Annotated in this window: 24 protein-coding genes; 16 read left to right on the top strand and 8 right to left on the bottom strand. The window is 46.4% G+C overall.

What is annotated here, in order from left to right; translation table 11 throughout:
• Both BMW43_RS10820 and BMW43_RS10815 read right to left on the bottom strand, forming a co-directional pair.
• Positions 1 to 362, bottom strand: a 362-nt coding sequence (locus BMW43_RS10820) for a hypothetical protein (protein ID WP_218140651.1), incomplete at its 3' end; no start/stop codon positions are given.
• Between the two features lie 285 nt (positions 363 to 647).
• Entirely contained in the window at positions 648 to 1,790 is a 1,143-nt protein-coding gene (locus tag BMW43_RS10815) for an amidohydrolase (protein ID WP_091746968.1), read from the bottom strand.
• Positions 1,791 to 1,989: 199 nt separating this feature from the next.
• Here BMW43_RS10815 and cbiQ point away from each other — a divergent pair, with 199 nt between their 5' ends.
• From cbiQ to BMW43_RS10800, 3 genes are read left to right on the top strand one after another with little or no spacing between them, the layout of a single operon-like run.
• Complete coding sequence (gene cbiQ / locus BMW43_RS10810; RefSeq protein WP_091746966.1) at positions 1,990 to 2,904, top strand: cobalt ECF transporter T component CbiQ; 915 nt, start codon at positions 1,990 to 1,992, stop codon at positions 2,902 to 2,904.
• 2 nt (positions 2,905 to 2,906) lie between these two features.
• On the top strand, positions 2,907 to 3,713 hold the full coding sequence (locus BMW43_RS10805) for an energy-coupling factor ABC transporter ATP-binding protein (RefSeq protein WP_218140650.1): 807 nt from the start codon (positions 2,907 to 2,909) through the stop codon (positions 3,711 to 3,713).
• Between the two features lies 1 nt (position 3,714).
• Complete coding sequence (locus BMW43_RS10800) at positions 3,715 to 4,362, top strand: NUDIX hydrolase (protein WP_091746961.1); 648 nt, start codon at positions 3,715 to 3,717, stop codon at positions 4,360 to 4,362.
• Between the two features lie 32 nt (positions 4,363 to 4,394).
• Here BMW43_RS10800 and BMW43_RS10795 read toward each other — a convergent pair whose 3' ends face one another.
• A complete protein-coding gene (locus tag BMW43_RS10795; protein ID WP_245732351.1) occupies positions 4,395 to 4,679 on the bottom strand; it encodes a hypothetical protein in 285 nt (94 codons plus the stop codon).
• Between the two features lie 314 nt (positions 4,680 to 4,993).
• Between BMW43_RS10795 and BMW43_RS10790 the strand changes: the two genes are divergently transcribed.
• Positions 4,994 to 6,085: a glycosyl hydrolase family 18 protein gene (locus BMW43_RS10790; RefSeq protein ID WP_245732350.1), complete on the top strand. Its 1,092-nt coding sequence runs from the start codon at positions 4,994 to 4,996 to the stop codon at positions 6,083 to 6,085.
• Between the two features lie 115 nt (positions 6,086 to 6,200).
• Entirely contained in the window at positions 6,201 to 6,413 is a 213-nt protein-coding gene (locus tag BMW43_RS10785) for a copper ion binding protein (protein ID WP_091746955.1), read from the top strand.
• A 53-nt stretch (positions 6,414 to 6,466) separates the two neighbouring features.
• Here BMW43_RS10785 and BMW43_RS10780 read toward each other — a convergent pair whose 3' ends face one another.
• Positions 6,467 to 7,531, bottom strand: a complete 1,065-nt coding sequence (locus BMW43_RS10780) for a cyclic di-GMP phosphodiesterase (RefSeq protein ID WP_091746953.1) — start codon at positions 7,529 to 7,531, stop codon at positions 6,467 to 6,469.
• A 212-nt stretch (positions 7,532 to 7,743) separates the two neighbouring features.
• Positions 7,744 to 8,091: a winged helix-turn-helix transcriptional regulator gene (locus BMW43_RS10775; protein ID WP_177173555.1), complete on the bottom strand. Its 348-nt coding sequence runs from the start codon at positions 8,089 to 8,091 to the stop codon at positions 7,744 to 7,746.
• Between the two features lie 310 nt (positions 8,092 to 8,401).
• Here BMW43_RS10775 and BMW43_RS10770 point away from each other — a divergent pair, with 310 nt between their 5' ends.
• Complete coding sequence (locus BMW43_RS10770) at positions 8,402 to 8,908, top strand: flavin reductase family protein (RefSeq protein ID WP_091746945.1); 507 nt, start codon at positions 8,402 to 8,404, stop codon at positions 8,906 to 8,908.
• A gap of 309 nt (positions 8,909 to 9,217) precedes the next feature.
• Here the strand turns inward: BMW43_RS10770 and BMW43_RS10765 are convergent, their stop codons facing one another.
• Entirely contained in the window at positions 9,218 to 10,033 is an 816-nt protein-coding gene (locus tag BMW43_RS10765; protein ID WP_091746943.1) for a MerR family transcriptional regulator, read from the bottom strand.
• A 475-nt stretch (positions 10,034 to 10,508) separates the two neighbouring features.
• A complete protein-coding gene (locus BMW43_RS10760; RefSeq protein WP_091746940.1) occupies positions 10,509 to 10,748 on the bottom strand; it encodes a CDGSH iron-sulfur domain-containing protein in 240 nt (79 codons plus the stop codon).
• A 164-nt stretch (positions 10,749 to 10,912) separates the two neighbouring features.
• On the opposite strand from BMW43_RS10760, the gene BMW43_RS10755 reads away from it, so the two are divergent.
• The 8 genes from BMW43_RS10755 to BMW43_RS10720 all read left to right on the top strand — a co-directional run bounded on the left by BMW43_RS10755 (position 10,913) and on the right by BMW43_RS10720 (position 17,582).
• Positions 10,913 to 11,419 (top strand): ClbS/DfsB family four-helix bundle protein, encoded by a 507-nt coding sequence (locus BMW43_RS10755; protein ID WP_091746937.1) that lies wholly within the window; start codon positions 10,913 to 10,915, stop codon positions 11,417 to 11,419.
• 28 nt (positions 11,420 to 11,447) lie between these two features.
• The gene (locus tag BMW43_RS10750) at positions 11,448 to 12,062 is read left to right on the top strand and encodes a LysE family translocator (protein WP_091746934.1); all 615 of its coding nucleotides are present in this window, start codon (positions 11,448 to 11,450) and stop codon (positions 12,060 to 12,062) included.
• A gap of 70 nt (positions 12,063 to 12,132) precedes the next feature.
• Positions 12,133 to 12,759, top strand: coding sequence for a DJ-1/PfpI family protein (locus BMW43_RS10745; protein WP_091746931.1), 627 nt, complete (start codon positions 12,133 to 12,135; stop codon positions 12,757 to 12,759).
• Positions 12,760 to 13,066: 307 nt separating this feature from the next.
• The gene (locus BMW43_RS10740) at positions 13,067 to 13,369 is read left to right on the top strand and encodes a PTS sugar transporter subunit IIB (protein ID WP_091746928.1); all 303 of its coding nucleotides are present in this window, start codon (positions 13,067 to 13,069) and stop codon (positions 13,367 to 13,369) included.
• An 8-nt stretch (positions 13,370 to 13,377) separates the two neighbouring features.
• Positions 13,378 to 14,694 carry a PTS sugar transporter subunit IIC gene (locus tag BMW43_RS10735; RefSeq protein ID WP_245732348.1) on the top strand — a complete coding sequence of 439 codons (1,317 nt, stop codon included), beginning with the start codon at positions 13,378 to 13,380 and terminating at the stop codon, positions 14,692 to 14,694.
• A gap of 35 nt (positions 14,695 to 14,729) precedes the next feature.
• A complete protein-coding gene (locus tag BMW43_RS10730) occupies positions 14,730 to 15,056 on the top strand; it encodes a PTS lactose/cellobiose transporter subunit IIA (RefSeq protein WP_091746923.1) in 327 nt (108 codons plus the stop codon).
• A gap of 48 nt (positions 15,057 to 15,104) precedes the next feature.
• A complete protein-coding gene (locus tag BMW43_RS10725; protein ID WP_091746986.1) occupies positions 15,105 to 16,502 on the top strand; it encodes a glycoside hydrolase family 1 protein in 1,398 nt (465 codons plus the stop codon).
• A gap of 369 nt (positions 16,503 to 16,871) precedes the next feature.
• On the top strand, positions 16,872 to 17,582 hold the full coding sequence (locus BMW43_RS10720) for a GntR family transcriptional regulator (protein WP_091746920.1): 711 nt from the start codon (positions 16,872 to 16,874) through the stop codon (positions 17,580 to 17,582).
• 158 nt (positions 17,583 to 17,740) lie between these two features.
• On the opposite strand, the gene BMW43_RS10715 is transcribed toward BMW43_RS10720, so the two are convergent.
• Entirely contained in the window at positions 17,741 to 18,871 is a 1,131-nt protein-coding gene (locus BMW43_RS10715) for a hypothetical protein (RefSeq protein WP_143050606.1), read from the bottom strand.
• Positions 18,872 to 19,276: 405 nt separating this feature from the next.
• Between BMW43_RS10715 and BMW43_RS10710 the strand changes: the two genes are divergently transcribed.
• Together BMW43_RS10710 and BMW43_RS10705 are read left to right on the top strand one after the other, a co-directional pair.
• On the top strand, positions 19,277 to 20,656 hold the full coding sequence (locus BMW43_RS10710) for a glycoside hydrolase family 26 protein (protein ID WP_091746915.1): 1,380 nt from the start codon (positions 19,277 to 19,279) through the stop codon (positions 20,654 to 20,656).
• 168 nt (positions 20,657 to 20,824) lie between these two features.
• Positions 20,825 to 21,439, top strand: a complete 615-nt coding sequence (locus BMW43_RS10705; RefSeq protein WP_091746912.1) for a hypothetical protein — start codon at positions 20,825 to 20,827, stop codon at positions 21,437 to 21,439.

Here is a 21,439-nt window from a genome sequence, read left to right as displayed (position 1 = left end):
GCATAGTTTTTGGCAGAGTCTAGTGTTTTCTTATCCTGAGCATCAGAATAGTTGTTAGCGGAGGTTAAAGTTTTTTGATCCTGAGAGTCGGCATAACTTTTGGCGGAGTCTAATGTTTTCTTGTCCTGAGAGTCAACATATTTTATGTCAGCTTTATTAGCTTCTAATTTGTCAATTCGAGAGTTGGGGATAGGATCTTTGCAATCGTTGTTACCTACTAATTCTTCATAGGCGAGATTGCCTTTGTCTTTATCTGAGGGACCTTTATCCTCTGAGTTTGCCCAGGCCGGAACTGTGTAGAAGCTTTGTAGTGAAATGCAAAGTGCCAGTGCGGCAATTTTGGCACGTTTTGATGTACTCAATTTTTCATATACCTCCCTGATTTATTTACGTTTTAAGAAAGAGAATACCGGCGTAGAGTTACAGGATTATAAAAGTCATAGATCACCTCCGGCGTGACAAGTACCCGCATCATAAAGTGTCCAAGTTTCCTTTATCATGCTGAACATAAGTAGGAATGGATGTGGCGATGTATGCAACCGTCATCATGTTCTGGGTATTCCATTTATATACATAATTGGTATTAAATATGACGGGGCAAAATAAAAAAACAACTGCTTTATATAGCAGTTGTTTTCACTAAAAAATTAATTGTTGTTCGACACTTCGATTCCATTGATAAAGACATGCTCTACTTTGGTGGATACCGCAAAGGGAGGACCGTCCAGGATGACAAAGTCGGCATCTTTGCCTGGCTCAATGCTGCCTACCCGGTCGCTGACACCGATAATTTCGGCCGCCGATAAGGTAATGGCCCTTAGGGCGACAGTTTCCGGCAAGCCTTCCCGGATGGCCAGGGCAGCCTCTAAGCGCAGGCTGCTGACCGGCAGGAAGGGATGATCGGTAATCAGGGCAATCTTAACGCCGGCCTGGTGCAAAATGGCCGGGGTCCGGTAAGTCCGGTCCTTGAGTTCCACTTTGACTCGGGCGGTGATGGAAGGGCCGACGGTGGCGGCTATTGAGCGACAGGCCAGTTCTTCGGCAATTTTGTGGGCCGAGGTGGCATGTTCGATGGTTAGTTTCAGTCCGAATTCGTCGGCAATACGGATAGCGGTCATAATGTCGTCGGCGGCATGGGCATGGGCTCGCAAGGGAATTTCACCGTGCAGCAGCATCAGCAAAGCTTCCATCTTCAGGTCCCGGCCCACCTTGCCGTTGGCCAGGTCTTTTTCGTAATTTAAGGCGGCAATCAGGTTTTCCCGGATCATAGCGGCAATAGTCATTCGGGTGGAAGGGGCCCGGTCTTTTTTCATATACATTTGGATCGGGTTTTCACCAAAGGCCATTTTTATGCCGGCCGGTTGGCGCATGATCATGTGGTCGATCACTTTGCCATAGGTTTTAATGGCAATGCTTTGGCCGCCAATAACATTTTCGCTGCCCGGTGTGACAATGATGGTCGTGGTACCGGAGGTATAGGCATCTTCCAGACCGCGATCCTCCGGATTGATGCCGTCCAGAGCCCGCAGATGGGGACATATGGGTTGATTGACTTCATTTTTATCAATATGAGCCGTTCCCACCGCTTCTTCGGCAATTCCTAAGTGAGTATGGCAGTCTATTAGGCCGGGAATAATGACTTTATTTGTGACATTAAGACACAAGGCATCGTGCGGTATCGCCAGGCGGCTGCCGACGGCCAGGAATTTTCCCTGATCGATTAGCAGACAGGCGTTGGGCACGATATCACCGGATACGGTATAAACAGTCCCGCCGAGAATAGCTAGCATAGGCAAGTCCTCCTGATAAGTAGTACTTTTGTAGCATGTACGGTTCGGTGATTTTTATGTGAAGGCTAGGAGGAAGAGTTGCGGGGCGCCGGCGGGTATAGTATAATTTACCTGAAAGATAAACAACTGATGGGTCATGATAATCCACGAATGAGGGAACCTCTCTCATTGTGGATTTTTTCATCAGGAAGGATAACGTATGAAAAAATCGCCGGAAGAACTAGCCCTTCCTTTATGGTTGTGCCAGGAGCGTCCGCCGGTGTGGCCGGAAGTGTCGCGCGGGCGGTGGCTGCGCATTCATTATCTGGAGAAAACCTGGCGGGCCATTCAGAATATTTTGCTAAGCGATGGCGAACAGGAAAAGCTGCTTGACCGCAACGGTTTGTTGCAGCGGTTGGAGCCGCGCAGCAAGGTGTTGGGAAGTTTTCTGCTACTCATCGCACTGGCCGGGGCGCAGCAAGTGCTGACGCTCTGTTTGCTACATGGTTTATTATGTCTTCTGGCCGGTGTTTCACGGATTGGGTGGCGCTATTACGGCCGCCGTGTACTGCTGCCGACCCTGCTATTTAGCGGCTGGCTGTTGTTGCCCGCTTTGACCGGCCATATTGTTCCGGGTGAGGCTTTGTTTAGTTTAACCGGGCCATCCGGTTATGTGCTGACAATAACCCGGCCGGGAGTAACGGCAGCGGTAACGGTTTTGCTGCGTACGGCCGGTTCTTTAGGAACGGTGCTGCTGGTTATGGCGACTACCCGCTGGGATACACTGACAAAAACAATGGCCTGTCTGGGCGTGCCCGGTTCCCTGGTCATGGTGTTGGATATGACGTACCGTTATTTATTTTTGTTTTTACAGCTCTTAGAGGAGTATATTATGGGTAGAAAGAGCCGTATGGTAGCAGGGGAAGATCAAAAAAACAGCCGGGAATGGATTGGTTTGGCCTTAGCCGGTTTTTTCCGGATGGTTATGGAATATAGCCGGGAGATCGAAGCGGCCATGCGGGAACGGGGCTATACCGGGCGGTATTCGTATCAGCCGCCGGGCAAACTGCGATTGGCTGATGCGGTTTTTCCGGCTCTGATGCTTGTTATTTGCTTTAGCGTATGGGGGAGTTGAGTATGCTGTCACCGTTATTTGCCCTGAATAAGCTTAGCTATGAATATCAGCCGGGGAAAAAGGCGCTTGCCGATGTAACACTGCAAATCATGCCGGGAGAAAAGGTCGTATTGTTGGGGCCTAATGGCTGCGGCAAATCAACCTTGCAGAAGCTGCTGTCAGGGTTATTGTTTGCCACCGGCGGTTCGCTACAGGTTTTCGGTCGCGAAATTAATGAGCGTACGATGGGAGATAAAGCTTTTGCCGCTGTTTTTCGGCAAAGGGTAGGTTTTGTTTTTCAAAATTCCGATGTGCAAATGTTTTGTTCCAGTGTGCTGGATGAAATTATGTTTGGTCCGCTGGCGATGGGCATGACCGCCAGCCAGGCAAGGCAGCGGGCGGCAGAGCTTATGGAATTGATCGGAATTGACGGGTTGGCCGGACGGCTGCCCCATCATTTAAGCGGCGGTGAGAAGAAAAAGGTTATGATTGCCGCCATATTGGCAACCAATCCTGAGGTATTGCTCTTCGATGAGCCGACCAACGGACTGGACCCCCGGACGCAGCGCTGGATGATACAATTGCTGCAGCAATTGCAGCGTCAGGGCAAAACCTTAATTACGGCCACACACTGTCTGGAGCTGGTGCCGGAGCTGGCGGACCGGGTGATTGTCATTAATGAGCAGCACCGGCTGGCTGCCGACGGTAAGGCTATTGATATTTTGCGGGATAAAAAGCTGCTGCTGGCGGCTAATGTGATTGATGAACGGTATCATATTCATGCGCACGGTACCGATGCTGCCGTTCATATTCATCAGGAGGAACGATAATATGGCTGAGAAGTGTTGTTGGTATGAACGCCTGGCTGCTGTTTTGTCCCGGCGGAGCGGTAGAATTCATGGCGATAGCGACGGTTTTCGCCGGGCAGCGGTATTAATTCCATTGATAAAAACCGGCGACAGTACGGCAGTTCTGTTTGAGGTCCGGTCGAAGGAACTGCTGGCTCATGCCGGTGAGATTTGTTTTCCCGGCGGGCGGATTGAGGCGACGGACCGTGATATTTGCCAGGCCGCTTTACGGGAAACCGAGGAGGAGCTTAATATCGCGGCCGATCGCATTCGTCTGATTGGCTCCATGGATATGGTGGCCAGTCCCACCGGCAATATTTTGTACCCGGTGGTAGGTATGCTTGACGGTATGGAAGGCATTAGGCCAAATCAGGAAGTAGCTGAATATTTTACCGTTCCCTTGCCATATTTACTGACTGTCCAGCCTAAGCAGGGCAAGCTGGAGATGGCTACCCGGCCGTTAGATGAAGATTCGCTGGACGCTTTTCCGGCCGAATACGAGCTGGACTGGAAAAGCCGGCGCATGTTCCCGGTATTTTCCTATCAGTATGAGGACAGGAGAATCTGGGGATTGACGGCCGGTGTTCTGCATAATTTTATAGCCTTGTGCCGTGATTTGGCCATAAAATAAGCCCTCCAGTGCGGAGGGCTTTGTTTTTTAGCTTATATGCGGACGATTTGATCAATGCGCCAGTTTTGTCCATGCACAGCCTGGTTGTAAAGCTCGGTAATGGTTTCAAACAGGGTGCTTTTTTTTACGGTACGTTTTTTGGTCAACAGGGAGAACTTGAACCACCGGCCTTCCCGGGAAAGCTGATAATTGGCTTTGTTGATTTCCAATTGGATGGTTTTGGTTGGAGAATGCAGTAAAGCGTCCTCCAGCAGCTTAACAGAGGGTCCATCGAGTGGCGACGTGGGAATTGACAAGCGGTCTCTAAGATCTTTCAATATCAACACGCTCCCTTGTTATAGATGTAGTTATTTAACGAATATTATAACATTTCTGAAAGATAAATGCCTGTTGCTAAAACAGGGTAAAATGAACGTCTGCTCCATTTATAGCTAAGGGTAACCGGATTCTTGTAGATTATGCAGTATTTTAAATGATTTTCTTGTAATGTGAACCACTAGCTTTTTCCTTATGTCGGTGAATGGTGTTACGCGGTAAAATACTTGCTTAATTTTCAGTGCGGGCGACCGCTTGTTTTGATGTATAAGAAACGGGTAAGCGCCGATACTAATAGTAAGTAAGCATAGAAAGGGTGAAGAGTTTGCGCTGTAAAAAAACAACGATCCTATGGGTTGTGTTGGTTACCATTTTTGCTTTGTTGCTGACAGCCGGCTGCGGCGGCACAAAGACACCGGCTCCCAAGCCTCTTCAGGGGTCTGATCCCAATACGAATGTAGCGCAATCTGACGGACGCTTGATCATCGGTTATTACGAGAATCCCTGGCCGGGCACGCCGGATAAGACCGGATCATTTCCAAGTATGAAAACATATGCCAAGAGTATGTCCGGTGTAGGTCCCTTTTGGTATCGGGCTACTCAGGACGGAACATTGGAGGCCAAGGACAGTCAGTTGGTATATGATACGGCCCGCGGCCTTAATCTCAAAATGTTTCCCCTGGTTACCAACAAGTCCGGTGCGACCGATACTATTTTAGGGGATGCCAGCGTACGTACCAAGGTAACGGATAATATTGTTAAGCTGGTACAAGAAAAGCAGTATGACGGTATCAATATCGACTTTGAATTGCTGCAACCTAAACACCGCGATAATCTTACTGCTTTTATGGCTGAATTGTACCCTAAGATGAAGGCCTTGAATAAGACCTTGATTATTTCGGTATTTCCGCAGGTGGATGTAGCGGAGGATGTTTCCGGAGCTTATAATTATCCGGAGTTGGCTAAGTACGCCGATTATCTCCAGATTATGACCTATGACCATCACTGGTCGACTTCGCCGCCCGGACCGATTGCCCCGATTGACTGGTATGAAAAAAATATAAAGTATGCTATCGAACAATGCGGCGGTCCCCAGAAGGTACTGGTCGGCTTGGGGGCCTATGGCTATGATTGGTCCAAGGATAAGGAGACGGAAACGGTCACCTACGTGGATGCTATTGTCCGGGCTGAGCAAAACGGAGTGAAAGTGCTTTTTGACGACAATAGCAAGTCGCCGTATATTAAGTACGGCAATCATGAAATATGGTTTGAGAATGCCGAAAGTACTTCCGCGAAGCTGGATGTGATCGCTAAGTACAAACCGGCGGGAATTGCCATTTGGCGTTTGGGGCAGGAACAGCCGGATATTTGGCAGTTAATTAATCAGAAATTTCCTAAGCAGCAATAAAAAAATCACCTGCCGCCAACAGGCGGCAGGTGATTTTTGAAAGGTGTACAATATATACTGGTAGAGGCCGTCTGTAGCAGGCGGTCTAGATGGATAGGAACAAGGAGGCGGCTATATGGAACAAAGAGTGATAACGGTAGAGGGAATGAGCTGCGGTCATTGCAAAGCGGCAGTGGAAAGAGCCGTGCTTGCTTTACCGGGGGTTATTGCAGCCACCGTAAACTTGGAGGAGAAAAAGCTTGCTTTGGACTATGATAACAGTCGGGTTACTTTAGACCAGATTGCATCAGCCATAGAAGAAGAAGGCTATACAGTTGTTTCACGCTAAAACAGCGAAGCGGCACCGGATCACTCCGGTGCCGCTTGTTTTATTAACACAGCCTATGAGTCAAAGTCAATAATGAAGTGTTCGGGGTTCTTGTTTAAGTCCAATTCAAGCAGTTGATTGAGGTGGGTGCTGTCTTCATCAGCTAAAATCCGTACGACCGGTATGGTGTTATTGGGGCCGGTCATTTCCACAATCAAGCCAAGCTGATTATTATCCAGCTTTACTGTTGAGCCCAAGGGGTAGACGGCAATGCTTTTCGTAAAATGGGCTACGATCTCGGGATTAAAATAGGTGCCGGCCGCTTTATTGAGAATGGCTGCCGCATAGTACACCGGTGTAGGCTTCCGGTGGGGCAGACCGGTGATCAGACGGTCATAGACATCGGCAATGCTGATGATTTGTGCATACTCATGGATCACATCGCCGGAGATTCCCATGGGATATCCACTGCCGTCCCAGCGCTCGTGATGCTGGAAGCAAGCATTTATAATATCCATGGATAAGGACTTATTTTCTTTGAGAATTTCCAGGGTGTAAAACGGATGCTGCCGGTATTCTTCCTTTTCTTGGGCAGTCAGTCGCCGGGGGAACTGGGCGGATAGTCTTTTGGTGAATTTTATCTTTCCCACATCATGCAGCATGGCTGCCAGGCCGAGTTCTTCCAGGCGGTGGGCGTCATAGCCCATGGCGGTTCCGGTAAGCACCGACAGCAGGCAGGTATTAACGGCATGGGAGAACATATAATCTTCTTTTTGGCGGATATCCATCAGGTGGTGCATTGTTTCCGGATTGTCCAGAATCCGGCTGACCAGATTGTTGACAAGGTCTTTAATCTTATCCAAGGGCACGCCCTTGCCGAGCCGGAAATCGTGGATGACTTTCCGTGCCGTCTGCTTGGCCTGTTGGCGAAGTTCAGTCTGGGACGGCTCTTTTACCGGCGACGGAGCGGGGGGCGCATCGTCAATGTATAGATAAGTAATACCCTGATTGCGTAGATATTCGAGATATCTTTGTTTAAGTTCAATTCCCTCATGCAACAGCACGGTTCGGTCCGGCGCGACCAGCGCTTGGGACAGATGCATGCCGGGCTTAAGAGCATTTAATGGGATACGGCGCATGCAAGTACCTCCTTGTAGTAAGATGTCATCAGTTTCGGTATCTATTGTGCGGCATGAGCCAAGGTTTAAATGGAGCGCATAGACTGGTGGTTTCCTTGTGCCTCGCCGGCGGTATATGATTTAGTGATATAACATATATAATATTCTACAAGGGATAGCGTTTTCTTTTAATTTTCGGAAGTATTTAAGAAAAAAGGATATGAACAGACTGTTTATTCCCGGCAATTATCGGATAAGCTACCGGTGGCGGGGGTGCATGCTTCCATGGGATCGGGTGCCGCGACATAATCCAGGCCCCATTGGCACATGGCTGCTAAAATGGGTAGGATGGTCCTGCCTGCATCGGTCAATGAATATTCAACCTTCGGCGGTACCTGAGTATATACGAAGCGTCTGATCAAACCGTCCTGCTCCAGTTCCCGGAGTTGTTGGGTCAACATCTTCTGAGTTATTCTCGGTAAAGCCTTTTTTAATTCACTAAAGCGCAAGATGTTTTCTCCCAGGTGCCAGAGGATCAGAGACTTCCATTTACCGCCGATTAATTCAAGCGTTAATTCCATGGAGCACTGGTATTCGGTATTGCGAAAAGTAAGCAAAGGAATAAACCTCCTAAAATAGTATAGAGTAATAAACACAAACTACTTGTTGTAGTATATAAATGGATACTATGGAACTAATAAGTGCGTACTTGCTAATGCATATATTACTATGTAGTATTATAGCATGTAGAAACAGTGCTTGCAGCAACTGTGAATAGATCGTAAAGATAAGGCTTAAGGTGAAGGGATATTTAGAGTATTAGAGATCCGCAGTTTAGCCAAGGCCGTTCTGGCGCTGGCCGAATAATAAATTATGCTGGAGGGAATGAGTATGGTTAAAGAGGTACGGTATAACGAATACGCTAAACAGGCTCTGGACATGATCCCCAAAGGGGCATTTTTGACAACCGCAGCGGGTGAGGCAGTCAATACAATGACCATAGGCTGGGGGGCAATCAGCCATATTTGGCAGAAGCCAGTATTTATAGTTCTGGTGCGACCATCCCGTTATACTTATGAACTGATTGAGAATAGCACGGAATTCACGGTGAGTGTTCCACTACATGACGATATGAAGAAAGCACTGGCCTTATGCGGGACAAAATCAGGGCGGGATATGGATAAAATCAAAGCAGCCGGCTTAAGCGTGTTGCCGGGACAAAAGGTTGGGGTACCTGTCATTAGCGGCGCCGGCCTGCATTTTGAATGCAAAATCGTTTACAAGCAAAAGATGGACCCATCCTTATTTGACCCAAGCCTGGCTAAGACCTGCTACCCAGAAGGGGATTATCATACGCTGTATTACGGTGAAATTGTGGCTTGCTACCAGGAAGCGTAGCCGGTAATCAGCCTGGTTATATTGGGAAAAGGCGAACTGGGACAGAAATTGTTTGCCGCTGTGAAAAAATAAAAATAGCCATAGCAAAAACAAAAGTATGCGCTCCATAAATAAATATGGAACGCATACTTTTGTTTTTGAAACGTCTGCCTAAAAGAGGTCACTTGTTTACAGGCAATACAGGAGGCAGTAGACATGGTATAATGAATTTGAATAGATTGGTATATTTGCCGGTTTTATGAAGAAACTGGCTGGGTTCACCGGATAATCGTTGGCTTCATCCAGGCAGTGGCGCTATGGCGGCAGATATCACTCCGGTTGGCCGGCCTTTTGCACCGGGAAATAAATTTGGGTGACAAAGGTGTCCGCCGCAGGTGCTTCCATAGGTCCTTTTAGATATTGCTCATAGGGCGGGGCGGCCATTACATAGTTATTTTCGCCAATCCATTCTGTGAGTTTGGCATAGACATGGGGTAGATTGGAGTAGGGACCTTGACAAGTCGCTGTTGCACAGAGGCCGCCGGACAGGATGCGGGTATGGGCGTTTTGCCCCTGAACCGGCAGGGCGACCTCCGTATCGTTATCGGCCGGATCAAATTCCTTGTCATGGTAGATCGACATGGGAGGTCCGGAAATCGGCAGGTTTTGTAAGTTGGCCTGTTCAAACAGCTTGCCGATATAGGTGCCGTAGTCTTCGATGCTCATCCGCTGCCGGCTATGTAAGATAGGTTGTGGCTGTACCTCTACTAAAGTGACCTGAATTTCGTCCAGGAAAGACATAATATCAACTCCTCTTTCTAAATGTAAAATGTCCAGTGTCAGCCGGTGTTCCAGAGTTTTATAGTAATCAATCTTAGCCCGGAGTTCCTTCTTTTTAACGGTGATTTTTTCCAGCAGGTATTTTTTGTCTGGGGAAGCAAGTAAAAATACAATTTCATCGAGTGAAAAACAGTAATCCTTAAGCCTGGTAATCAGTAATAACCGGCGGAGCTGTGAAACATCATAAAACCGGTAGCCCGTATCCGGATGGATGTGGACGGGTTTTAACAGTCCGATACTGTCGTAATGGCGTAAGGTTCTGGTTGTAACTCCGCAAATTTTAGAGAATTCTCCAATGGAAAGCACATCTGCACCTCGAATTCTGAGTATTGATAGCTAGTGCTTCATCCGGCGAAAAACTAGAGTATATCACCGGCCTTTTTGCCCACCAGGCTTTGTTGTCGTCGGCTTACATATTGCGATATGTGCGCCTCCTCCGCCTTGCCTGCTGGAAAAAGTTCCCGGTGCTACACGTCATATTTCCACCGGATGGAGCACTAGCTTGCTATTAGTATAAGACTTTACGTTACGTCAATGTCAATATCGATATTATAAAATCCGGATATTGCGCCAGTCGATTATGACCAATTCAGACAAAGGCAGCAGGCTTACCATTGCCGAGGTGATACCGTCGGGTTATTCAAATTATTTTCTTTAAGCAGCGGTTAGCTATCTAAAGAGTTTGTTTACGATAAAAAAAACGGGGGCAAGCAACAGATCGGTTGTCTACCTCCTTAGATACTTACAAACTAATTTTACTATAGCAACGGGAGATCACACACTACAAGGATGTGTGAGTACCGTCACAGTAGGGTGATTTCTTCGTCTGCTTACAGGCGCACAAATAGACTGTTTGATCTTTTTCGGCGGTAAATGCTAAGGGCTGGAAGGAAGTACCTTTGTGTGAGCCGTTACAGAAAGGCTGATTTGAACTCCTTCCACAAGCACACCAATAATAGGTTTGCCCTTGCTTGACTTCCACTGGAAGCGGAGATTTTTGGCTGATTACCGGTTTTTCCATGGTGATTCCTCCTGTAAATGAATTTTTTCCATCATTCAATAATGGAAATTATTGATCATTTTCTTTATTTTTTTCGATAATCCTTTAATTATCTTATATTTTGTTAATTGACAGTGAGCAGCAGTCCCAGATGGACTGCAATAAATCAATGGAGGGATTTTTGCGTGCGGGAGTATCAGGACAAAGCGGAATTGCTTGCGACAATAGAAAAAACTTACCGGCTGTTTGCCGGCGAGTTTGACGAGGTGCCGGCCGACAAAATAAATGTCAGGCTTCCCGGCGTGGATAAAACACCGCAGGAAATGCTGGCTTACCAGCTTGGCTGGCTGGCGCTGGTTATGAGCTGGGAACAGGATGAGCTCCAGGGAAAATCGGTGATCACCCCCTCTCCGGACTATAAGTGGAACCAACTGGGGTTGTTATATCAACACTTTTACACCGAATACAGCGGCTATTCCTTACCGCGATTACGGACCTTGCTGGATGAGCGGGTTGCCCTGTGGTGTGCCTGGATAGCCGGGTTAAGTGAGGATGAACTGTTTACGCCTGGTGTACGCCGCTGGGCGGTGACCGGCGCCAATTGGCCGCTGTGGAAATGGCTGCACATTAATTCGGTCGCTCCCTTTATGAGCTTTAGAACGAAAATCCGAAAGTGGAAGAAGAACATATAAGCTTTTATTTAGATGGGATGTGCAATAGATGTTGAATTTTTTGCTTTCCGGCACGCTATTAGGGTTGGTATCCGGTATTTCGCCAGGCCCGCTGTTTGCCATGGTTATTTCCCAGACGTTACAGTACGGTCTGCGGGAAGGGGCTAAGCTGGCTCTTTCCCCGCTGATCACCGATTTGCCGATTGTTTTGGTGTCGGCTTTGGTATTATCTAATTTGTATGGGCACAAACCGCTGCTGGGAATGATCTCGTTGGCCGGTGGTTTGTTTTTGCTGTTCATGGCCTGGGCAAATCTGAAAACCGAAGGGATCAGCCAGCCCTTTGCCGACCGGGAGACAAATTCCCTGGCTAAAGGGGTGATGATTAATGCGTTAAGCCCCCATCCCTATCTGTTTTGGATTACCGTGGGGACGCCGCTGCTTGTTGCTGCCTATGTACAAAACAGCTGGTATGCCGCCGGCTTTCTCGTCAGTTTCTATGCGGCGCTGGTTGGGGCAAAGTTATTGCTAGCCGTATTGGTAAACCGCTCGCGAAACCTTCTGCAGGGCAGGGCTTATGTATATACGATGAAATTTCTGGGCTTGGCTTTATTTGTTTTTGCCATTATTCTTTTTAAAGACGGAATTGATTTTATAAGAGGATAGGGAGTGTTTTCAAACTATCATGCCGCCAGTGTGAAAACACACCACAATCCTTTCAAAAGGGGGATTATAGATGCTGCATATCGGAATTTTCCTTTTTAACGACATAGAGCTGTTGGATTTCGCAGGACCTTATGAGGTTTTTTCCGTAGCGGTTGAACAGCAGAGTCTGACAGGCCGGGTGTTTACGATTAGTGAAGACGGGGCGGCTGTCCGGTCGGTAAACGGGCTGAAGCTTATGCCGGATTATGCGTTTAACGACCATCCGCCCATAGACGTGCTGATTGTGCCAGGTGGAAATGGAACGAAAGCGGAAATGAATAACGCGAAGGTTTTGCAGTGGTTAAAAGAACAATATGAGGTTTCCCGCCTTACTATGTCTGTTTGTTCCGGCACTAGGCTGCTGGGGAAACTGGGATTGCTTGATTATTTAACCTATACGACTCACCATGAAGTTATGCCGGATATGGCAAAAATTGCTCCGTTGGCGACGGTGGAAAAAAACGTAAGGTTTGTCGATACCGGCAAACTCCTGACATCTGCCGGTATTTCTGCCGGAATAGAACTGTCGCTTCATGTGGTGGCGAAGCTATGGGGTAAAGAGGTTGCCGATCGAACGGCCGTATATATGGAGTATGGAAACTGGGAGGAATTATGCCGCGATGGAGTAGACAGCGAGCAGCCGGGAAATAGCTGTTAGTTATGGGAATGTAGAAATAAATAGAGCAGCGGCAGGTTAGTCTATAAAACTAATTAAACTACAAGAAATCGGGGCTTTTGGCTCCGATTTTTATTTTATGGCTTTAACAGAGAAATAGCACTGCTATTCAGGGGGCTTCTTTTTTATCGGTTGAAAAAATCTCTCCTTGTAATTGTGCGTTTAGTAAATTAGTGGTCATCGAGGTGTCTTTATAAAAGTCATATCTTTTATTGACAAATGATATATTTAAATTTATAATACAAACTAGAACTAGGGAACCATTAAACAATAAAGGGGAGGGAGTCAGGTGAACATTTACCTGGTCTGCAATGCCGGTATGTCGACATCGATTCTTGTGCGAAGAATGCAGGAAGCCGCGGCGAATCAGAAGCTAGATCATGTTGAAATTGAAGCTTTTTCGGTAGAGATTCTCGATGAGAAAGCCGATATGGCCGACATTGTGCTTTTGGGGCCACAGATTCGTCATATGCTGGGAGATGTAAGGAAGCTTGTTGCCGGGCGGTGTCCGGTAGAACTCATTGATATGAAGGATTATGGCACGATTAACGGACAGAAAGTATTAGAAAAAGCGCTGAAGTTAATAAATTGAGGGGGGATATGATGTTAAGCGGAGTCGTTTCAGCTTTTGAAAAAGTATTGATACCGGTGGCCGGAAGAATTTCCAGCAATAGATATTTGTTGGCGATGAGGGACTCATTTTCGACGATTTTGCCATTTATGATTGTAGGTTCATTTTTTGGAATTATTGAATGGGTTGTTATTGATCCAACCGGTACGGTTATGGGGCCGAACGGAATGGGGCTGGGGATGAAAATGACCGGTCTTACGGGAGAAGCCTATCTGGCGTCTGCTTTTGTGGCGACACTCAAAAGCCTGCAGGCGCTTTGTAATCTTGTCGTTACCATCGGGTTCGGTGTACTTTCTCTTTTCCTGGTAGCAGCGTTTTCTTACCGCCTGGGCGGCATTTGGGGCGGCGATAAATTCTCAACGGCACTTACCGGAATCGGCGCCTTTTTGATTGTTACCCCGCAGCAGGTCAATAAGGTCGGTGGCTTTAGCCTGGACTATTTCGGCAATAAGGGTGTGTTGGCTGCGTTATTGGTTGCCACTGTTTCTTCCTGGGTTTTCGTTAAACTTACCAAAAATAAAAAAATCCGCATACATATGCCGGATACTGTTCCACCGGCGGTGGCTCAGTCGTTTGCCGTATTGGTCCCGGTGCTTTTTACCCTGGGCGGGTTTGCACTCTTTGCCGCGCTTCTTACCTGGTTTGATATTCCGCCCTTGAATGATCTGATTTACAAAGTGATTCAGGCACCGCTTATGGGCTTTTCGCAGGGGATGGGATTTTCTCTTCTATATCAGTTTATTATCTGGTTGTTCTGGTGGTTTGGCATTCATGGACATAATGTTACGGCGGCGATTCAAAATACGGTATATATGCCGGCTCAATTGGCCAACCAGGATGGCACGGCGTCCTATATCTTCAGCAACGGATTTTTTGAAGCCGGGCTTATGCATATCATGGGGTTGGTTATCGCTGTCTTTCTTTTTTCCAAGAAGGAAAGCTGGCGGGCTGTTGCCAAACTGGGCGCACCGGCCATGCTGTTTAATATTCAGGAACCGTTGGCGTTTGGCTTGCCTATAGTATTAAATCCCATTCTGTTAGTTCCGTATATTTTAGCGCCTCTGGCCAACACCTTTGTCGGTTGGCTGGCTGTTTCCTCCGGGCTTGTTCCGATTTTCCGCTTTGTGGTTCCCTGGACCATGCCGCTTTTCTTTTGTGGCACCATCGGTACCGGTTCGATTATGGGGGGCTTGCTGCAGGTGGTGTGGTTGGCGATGGATGTTTTTATTTACGCCCCCTTCGTCATTGCCGCCAACCGGATTGACGATGAAATTAATGAGGAATAAACAGCAATTATACAGAGCAGGAAAGAGGCCTTTTTATGGATGAGAAAATCATAGAAAAATCAATGGAACTCATTATTCATGCCGGTACAGGCCGGTCGATGGTGATTGAAGCAATCAAGACGCTTTTACAAGATGGCGATGTCAGAGCGGCCAGAAATAAAATTGCCGAAGCCGGCAAAGAAATCGGTGAAGCCCATGACATCCAGACACAACTTATTTCAGCGGAAAGTGATGGTCAGAATATAGAAAAAACAGTGTTGCTTATTCATGCCCAGGACCATTTCATGACTGCCCTTGCTCTGCGTGATATATCGCAGCTTATGGTAGATATGTATGAAAGCTTTACAGCGACGAAGCAGTAAGCAGCTTATGGTTCATTGCTGAAGTAAATGTCAATGAAAGGACAGCTTATGAATAAAAAATATAACTTTCCACCAGATTTTTGGTGGGGGGCGGCAACCTCAGGTCCCCAGTCGGAAGGACGGTTTTATAAAAAGCACCGTAATATATTTGATTACTGGTTTGATATTGAGCCGGAAGCGTTTTTTAACAGGATTGGCCCTAATGTAACCTCTAATTTTTTCAATAGTTATCGTGAAGATATTCGCATGATGAAGGAAATCGGCCTTAATTCGGTCCGGACGTCCATTCAATGGACACGACTGATAAAGGATTTTGAGACTGGGGAAGTAGACCCGGAGGGGGCAGCCTTTTATCATCAGGTAATCGATGAATTTTTGAAAAATGGCATTACTCCGGTCATGAATTTGCATCATTTCGATCTGCCGATTGATCTATATGAAAAATATGGCGGCTGGGAATCAAAAATCGTGGTAGAGTTATTCGTGCTTTTTGCCCAAAAATGCTTTGCTCTTTTTGGTGATAAAGTTAAGCAATGGGTTACCTTTAACGAACCGATGGTTGTCGTTGAAGGGCAGTACCTCTATACCTTTCATTACCCCAATCTTGTTGATGGCCTCAAAGCGGTACAGGTGCTTTATAATTTGAATCTGGCTTCGGCAAAAACTATAGCGGCGTTTCGGGATACTGATTGTGCCAAACAGGGCGGCAAGATTGGTATTGTGTTGAACCTTACCCCGTCTTATCCGCGCTCTGATCATGAAGCAGATGTAAAAGCGGCAGATTTTGTCGATAACTTCTTTAACCGTTCGTTTCTAGATCCGGCGGTTAAAGGAGAATTTTCGGTGACGCTGGTTGATGTATTGGAAAAAGACGGTGTACTGTGGGAATCAACCGAGAAAGAACTGGCAATTATTAAGCGGAATACAGTCGATTTTCTGGGGGTTAATTATTATCAGCCCCGCCGCGCCAAGGCCAAGGAGTCGCTCTTTGACGAATCATGTGGCTGGATGCCGGATAAATATTTTGACAACTATCAGCTTCCAGGATGTCGAATGAACCCTTACCGGCAGTGGGAGATCTATCCCCAGGCGATCTATGATATTGCGATTAATCTGCGGGACCAGTATGATAATATTCCCTGGTACTTGTCGGAGAATGGCATGGGGGTCGAAGGAGAAGAACAGTATACCAATAGCGACGGCTATGTAGAGGATGATTACCGGATTGATTTTTATGAAGAGCATCTGGGCTGGCTGCATAAGGGAATGGAGGAGGGCGCCAATTGTTTTGGTTTTCACGCCTGGACGCCTATTGACTGCTGGTCCTGGTCCAATGCCTATAAGAACCGGTATGGCTATATTGCGCTGGATTTGGCGACACAGCGAAAAACCATTAAAAAATCCGGCTATTGGATTAAACAGGTAGCTCAGAATAATGGTTTTTAACGGGATAAAGGCGCTGCATCAGTTGCCGGTATAAATGAACAAATATCTTTCAGGGGCAAAACAGCCGGCTGGCTGTTTTGCTTTTTTCTGCGGACAGGTCAAGTTGCGTTGCTTTCGGTCAGTTTTACAGGGCATTCTGTCGTTTATTGGCTGAGCGATGGAAACGCATTGGCGGATAAGTTCCTGCTTGTCAATTCTTCTGCGATTTGCCGGATAGATACCTTTTGTGAGTTGCTGACGCTGGTCCGTATGCTCTTTTGATACTTGATAACAATAGTTTGTTAAATGGATATGTCAATTTTAGTATATGGTTATATCTATGTTGTTGTATAATATAAAGAGGATAAAGTAGAGGTGAGAGAAATATATATGGTGAAGTATCAGCAAATTGCAAATGATATCCGCAATAAAATCACAAGTGGCGAATATGTTCCCGGCGTGCAGTTGGCCTTGGAAAAAGAGATGTGTGAGTATTATGGGGTAAGCCGCATAACTATCAAACGGGCGGTGGATGAACTGGTCAATTTAGGACTGGTTGTTAAACGCCGTGGCTCGGGTACTTTTGTTAAGACAGTGGAGAATCAGGATGTCAAAGAACTTAGTATGGCCAAACAATTTACTGGGTTTACAGAAACCAATCGCGGGCAAAAAGTGCAAACAGAAGTGATCCGGTTTGATATTGTACATCCGTCACAGGAAGTAGCATCCAAGCTGCAGATTACCGAGGATGATTTCGTCTATGATATTATCCGGGCGCGTTCTAACGATGAAGGCCCTATTGTTGTGGAGTATACCAAGATGCCAATTCAGCTGATACCGGGATTGAAAAAAGAGCATGTAGAAACGTCTATTTACGCTTACATTCAGGATAAACTGCAATTAAAAATACAGTCGGCCCATCGGACGCTACGGGCGGTAATGCCGACCGAACTGGAAGTGAAGCATCTTCATATTGAAGGGCTGTTACCTTTATTAGAGATTGAGCAGGTGGCCTTTTTTGATGACGGGCGTCCTTTTGAGTATTCTATTTCCCGTCACCGGGCGGATCGGATTGCATTTAAAACAGTCAGCATAAGGTAATCAGTATAGGGTAATTAGAAGCACAGTCCTTAGTGAATACCTTTTGGATATAGTGATAGTTACTAAAAAAAGACAGTCCTCGCGTTATTACGCTAACGCAAGGGCTGTCTTTTTTATGTACTGTTTATTAGTTAAGAGGAAAGTAAGCAATCATTCAATTAGAAGGCGTATTGGAGGGAGGTGAAGACGCGGGAGCGGTCCTGGCCATAGTAAATACTCTTGCCTGTGGCGTATTTTAAGGTAGCCAGAATATTGCTGGTCAGTGTGTAGTAGGTGCCGACTTCGAACCCTTTTTGGCCGGCTTTAATGCCATCACTGTAATTTGGTTTAATGATTGCATCAGGGCCAAGGTAGCGATAAGCAAGATAAGCGCCGAAGTTATGAGGTTTGGTGCTATCTATCCAGGGATTGCCGTTATATTGCAACTCAATATTATAGGCCTTGTCATAACCATCCTGGTTGCCATGGGAGTAACTGTTGGCCAGAGTCAGAGAAGGATTAAGATGCACATTCAGGTTTACCGCACCGATTTGCAGCGCATCGCCGTTATAGGCATAGGACTTGTAATTATAGTATCCGACGCTGCCATCATATTTAGGGGAGAATTTGTAGTCGTAAACAAAGGCGAAGATATGTTTGTCCGATTCCTCGGAATTATAGGTATTATAACCAATATCCTTGTTATCCGAGCCATCGTCACCATGGAAATCCCAGTCACCTCCAACCCCTGTAGTCTTATAATTGATGGTGTCATGATGGCGGACAAAGTCACTGTAGACGCCGCCGGTGGTGTCTTCAGTGTATGTTTTTGTCCAAGTCCCGGTAACTGGGTCTGCTCCTTCGGTCGAAGTCACTCTGGCCCCGGCGCCTAAATCCCAGTATTTTTCCGAAATATTCCCGGCGTAGATATGGGTGGCCGATTTTTGCCCCCAGTGTTCGAGTGAAGCCCCTTTGATCCGGGCGTCACTGATAAAGCCGTTCTGCACCCAAGGCTGGAAGAAGCCCAATTTGGCGTATTGGCCTGTACCTCCCAGATTTCCTTCCACCCACATGCGTTCAGGATGGAATTCTTTTTTACCGCCTTCTTCCGACGGATCGTTTGGATCGGCAACCGCATCAAATTTTTCAGAGAAAGCCTTATCTTTCGAGCCGGCCTTGGATACGATTTGCGTGTTGAATTTCCAATCGGTATTTTTTACCGGGGCTTGCATGTTTAATTCTAAGTATCTTTCCCACCAGGGTGCGTCTTTTCCACCATTAAAGCGACTATCTTCTTTGTAGTCTTTCATGTATTTCTGGATAAAGACACCGCTGATTTTAAAGAACAAGTGCAGATAAAAGAATCGGAATCCATAGTTTTTTCTTTCTCATTAACATGCTCCTCCTTAAGATAAAATGAATTTTCAAAATTAAAATGAATTTTCAAACATGATGATACAGTAAAGACGATACTTTGTCAACAAAAAGATATAACTTTAAAATATTAAAAATATAATATTATTGACTGCTGGGTTAAAATAGTGTAAGAAATCTGCCGGGAGCTTGGCTTATGGGGCTTATCTCCGGCAAGAAACGCATGCATAAAAGATATAACATTATATTGACAAAAGATATGCTCAATTTTATAATAAGGAAGTGAAAGCAGCATGTCTGAAACCCTAAGTAGTAAAAAAGAAACTAAGAGGGAGGTATTGATGAAAAAGCAATTTCTTAAGGCCGCCGTGGTATGTGCGCTCATCGGCGGCGTAATACCGGTGCTGGCTGTGGCAGAAAGCCGTGATTCCCCGATCGTTAACGATCCAAACCAGAAAGTCTACATAGAACGAACTGTTTATGCCGACAACGCCAAAGCGAAAAAGGAAGCACCGACAAGTAACCAGCTTGTAAAGTTAGCGCCTGCGTTTGCCCGATTGGCGGATCCGAATGCTACACCGGAAACGCTGTCTTTATATTCGTATTTGGCGGCGTTGAGTAAAACGGACAATACGATCTTTGGTCATCAGAATGATGCTCATCACAAAATGTTCCGGATAAACAGCGGAACCAATTCGGATATAAAAGATGTAACCGGCTCGTTGGCCGGTATCATTGGTATCGATGCACTTTCACTTACTGGTTCTGAACTGACCCTTACCCCGAAGGAAAAGGCAAAGGGAATTACACTGGTGGATAAGGCCGCAGCTATTTCGATCAAAGCGGCTGACGAGGGCGGGATTATCACCTTGTCCATGCACATGCCGAATTTTGAGCTCATCAAAGAGCGTGGTAAAAAATCAGATGGGACATACGACTATAGCGGCTATTCTCCCAATGAATTTAAAGGGGATATTGTTAGAAGAATTTTGCCCGGCGGTGATCTCAATGAGATATACAACGGTTATCTTGATTTGGTAGCAGATTATGCGCAGCGGTTACAGGCAGCAAAGGTGCCGGTGATTTTCCGGCCATTGCATGAGCATAATGGCGGGTGGTTTTGGTGGGGGGCGAAGTATTGCAGTTCGGAGCAATTTGTAGAGCTTTTCCAATATACGGTCAAATATATGCGGGATACAAAACAGGTACATAATTTTCTGTATGCGATTTCCCCCAATGGCCCGTTTAAAACGCCGGGAGAATATCTTGACCGGTATCCGGGCAATCGTTATGTTGATATCATGGGCTTTGATACGTATGACGACAATCCGCCGGGACTTCCTAAGAATGATCCCTGGTTTAGAGACTTTGAGACGTCGTTGCAGGTGGTAGCTGAGGCCGCCAAGTCTTGCGGTAAGCTTCCGGCGCTTACCGAGGTTGGTGTACGCCAGGGCGGCAGCCTGGCTGTTGCCGGCAATAAGGACAAAAGATGGTTCAGCGATGTTTCGGTCCTTGTCCGAAAATATCACCTTCCTTATTTCATGACCTGGTCTAATTTTGAAAAAGAGCAGCATAATTTTTTTGCGCCGTATATGGTAAGTGATACGCGCGGTCATGAAATGATTAATGATTTTATTGATTTTTACAATGAGCCAAGCTCGATTTTCGCGGATGGCATTACTTATAAAGACATGCCGCAGCCAAAAGTTATGAATAAATAAACCTATTGCGCTTGTTTGGACCAAGACGGCAATTGGGCAAGCACACAGAGCGTGCGGGAACAATGATAGGGGCCCTACTTCTGGGCTAAATATACTGAAAGTTTGGAATAAACAAAAACAAAGCGGATTTATTTGTATTTGAATTGTGTAAAAAGGAGTGGGGACAACATGAAAAAAACAATACTGAAGAAAGTTATTCCCGTAATATTGTCGGCAGCTTTTTTGCTATCCGGTTTTGCGACGGTACCTGCAACAGCGGCAACCCAGCTGACAGCCTGGAATTTTGCCCAGGATGCGGACGGCTGGGCTCCCGGCGGCGTGTGGAATTATGACGGAACGCCCGTTATAGTGCAGGATGCCAAGCTTGGCGAAGGGGCATTAAAGCTGAGTGTCGATTTTCACACGAAATTTAAGGATAGTTGGAGTGAAGTAAAGCTTCACAATAGCAGTGTGACCACCGGTTCGCCGCTTGTCTTGGACGGCTGCAACATGTTGACATTTGACTTTTATTTTAACCCTAAGAATATGACAAACGGTTCCTTTAAAACGAAAGTGTATATGAAATCTGACGCCAATGTGGAAGTGGTTAATGTCTGCCCGGATATTGAAACGGTGTCGGCCCGGCCGGTGGATGGAACGGATCTCAAAAAAGTGAAAGTCCGCGTTCCGTTTCAGGCAGTAACGGGAAATATCGTTTACTTTGATTTTAGTATTGTCGGCAGTTATACAAATTACAAAGGGGAAGTGTATGTAGATAATATTGCCTTGGAGAAAAGAGGCTGA

Origin of the sequence: Propionispora vibrioides (genome assembly GCF_900110485.1) — a bacterium.
Taxonomy (GTDB): domain Bacteria; phylum Bacillota; class Negativicutes; order Propionisporales; family Propionisporaceae; genus Propionispora; species Propionispora vibrioides.
This window is presented reverse-complemented; position numbering and strand designations above follow the sequence as displayed.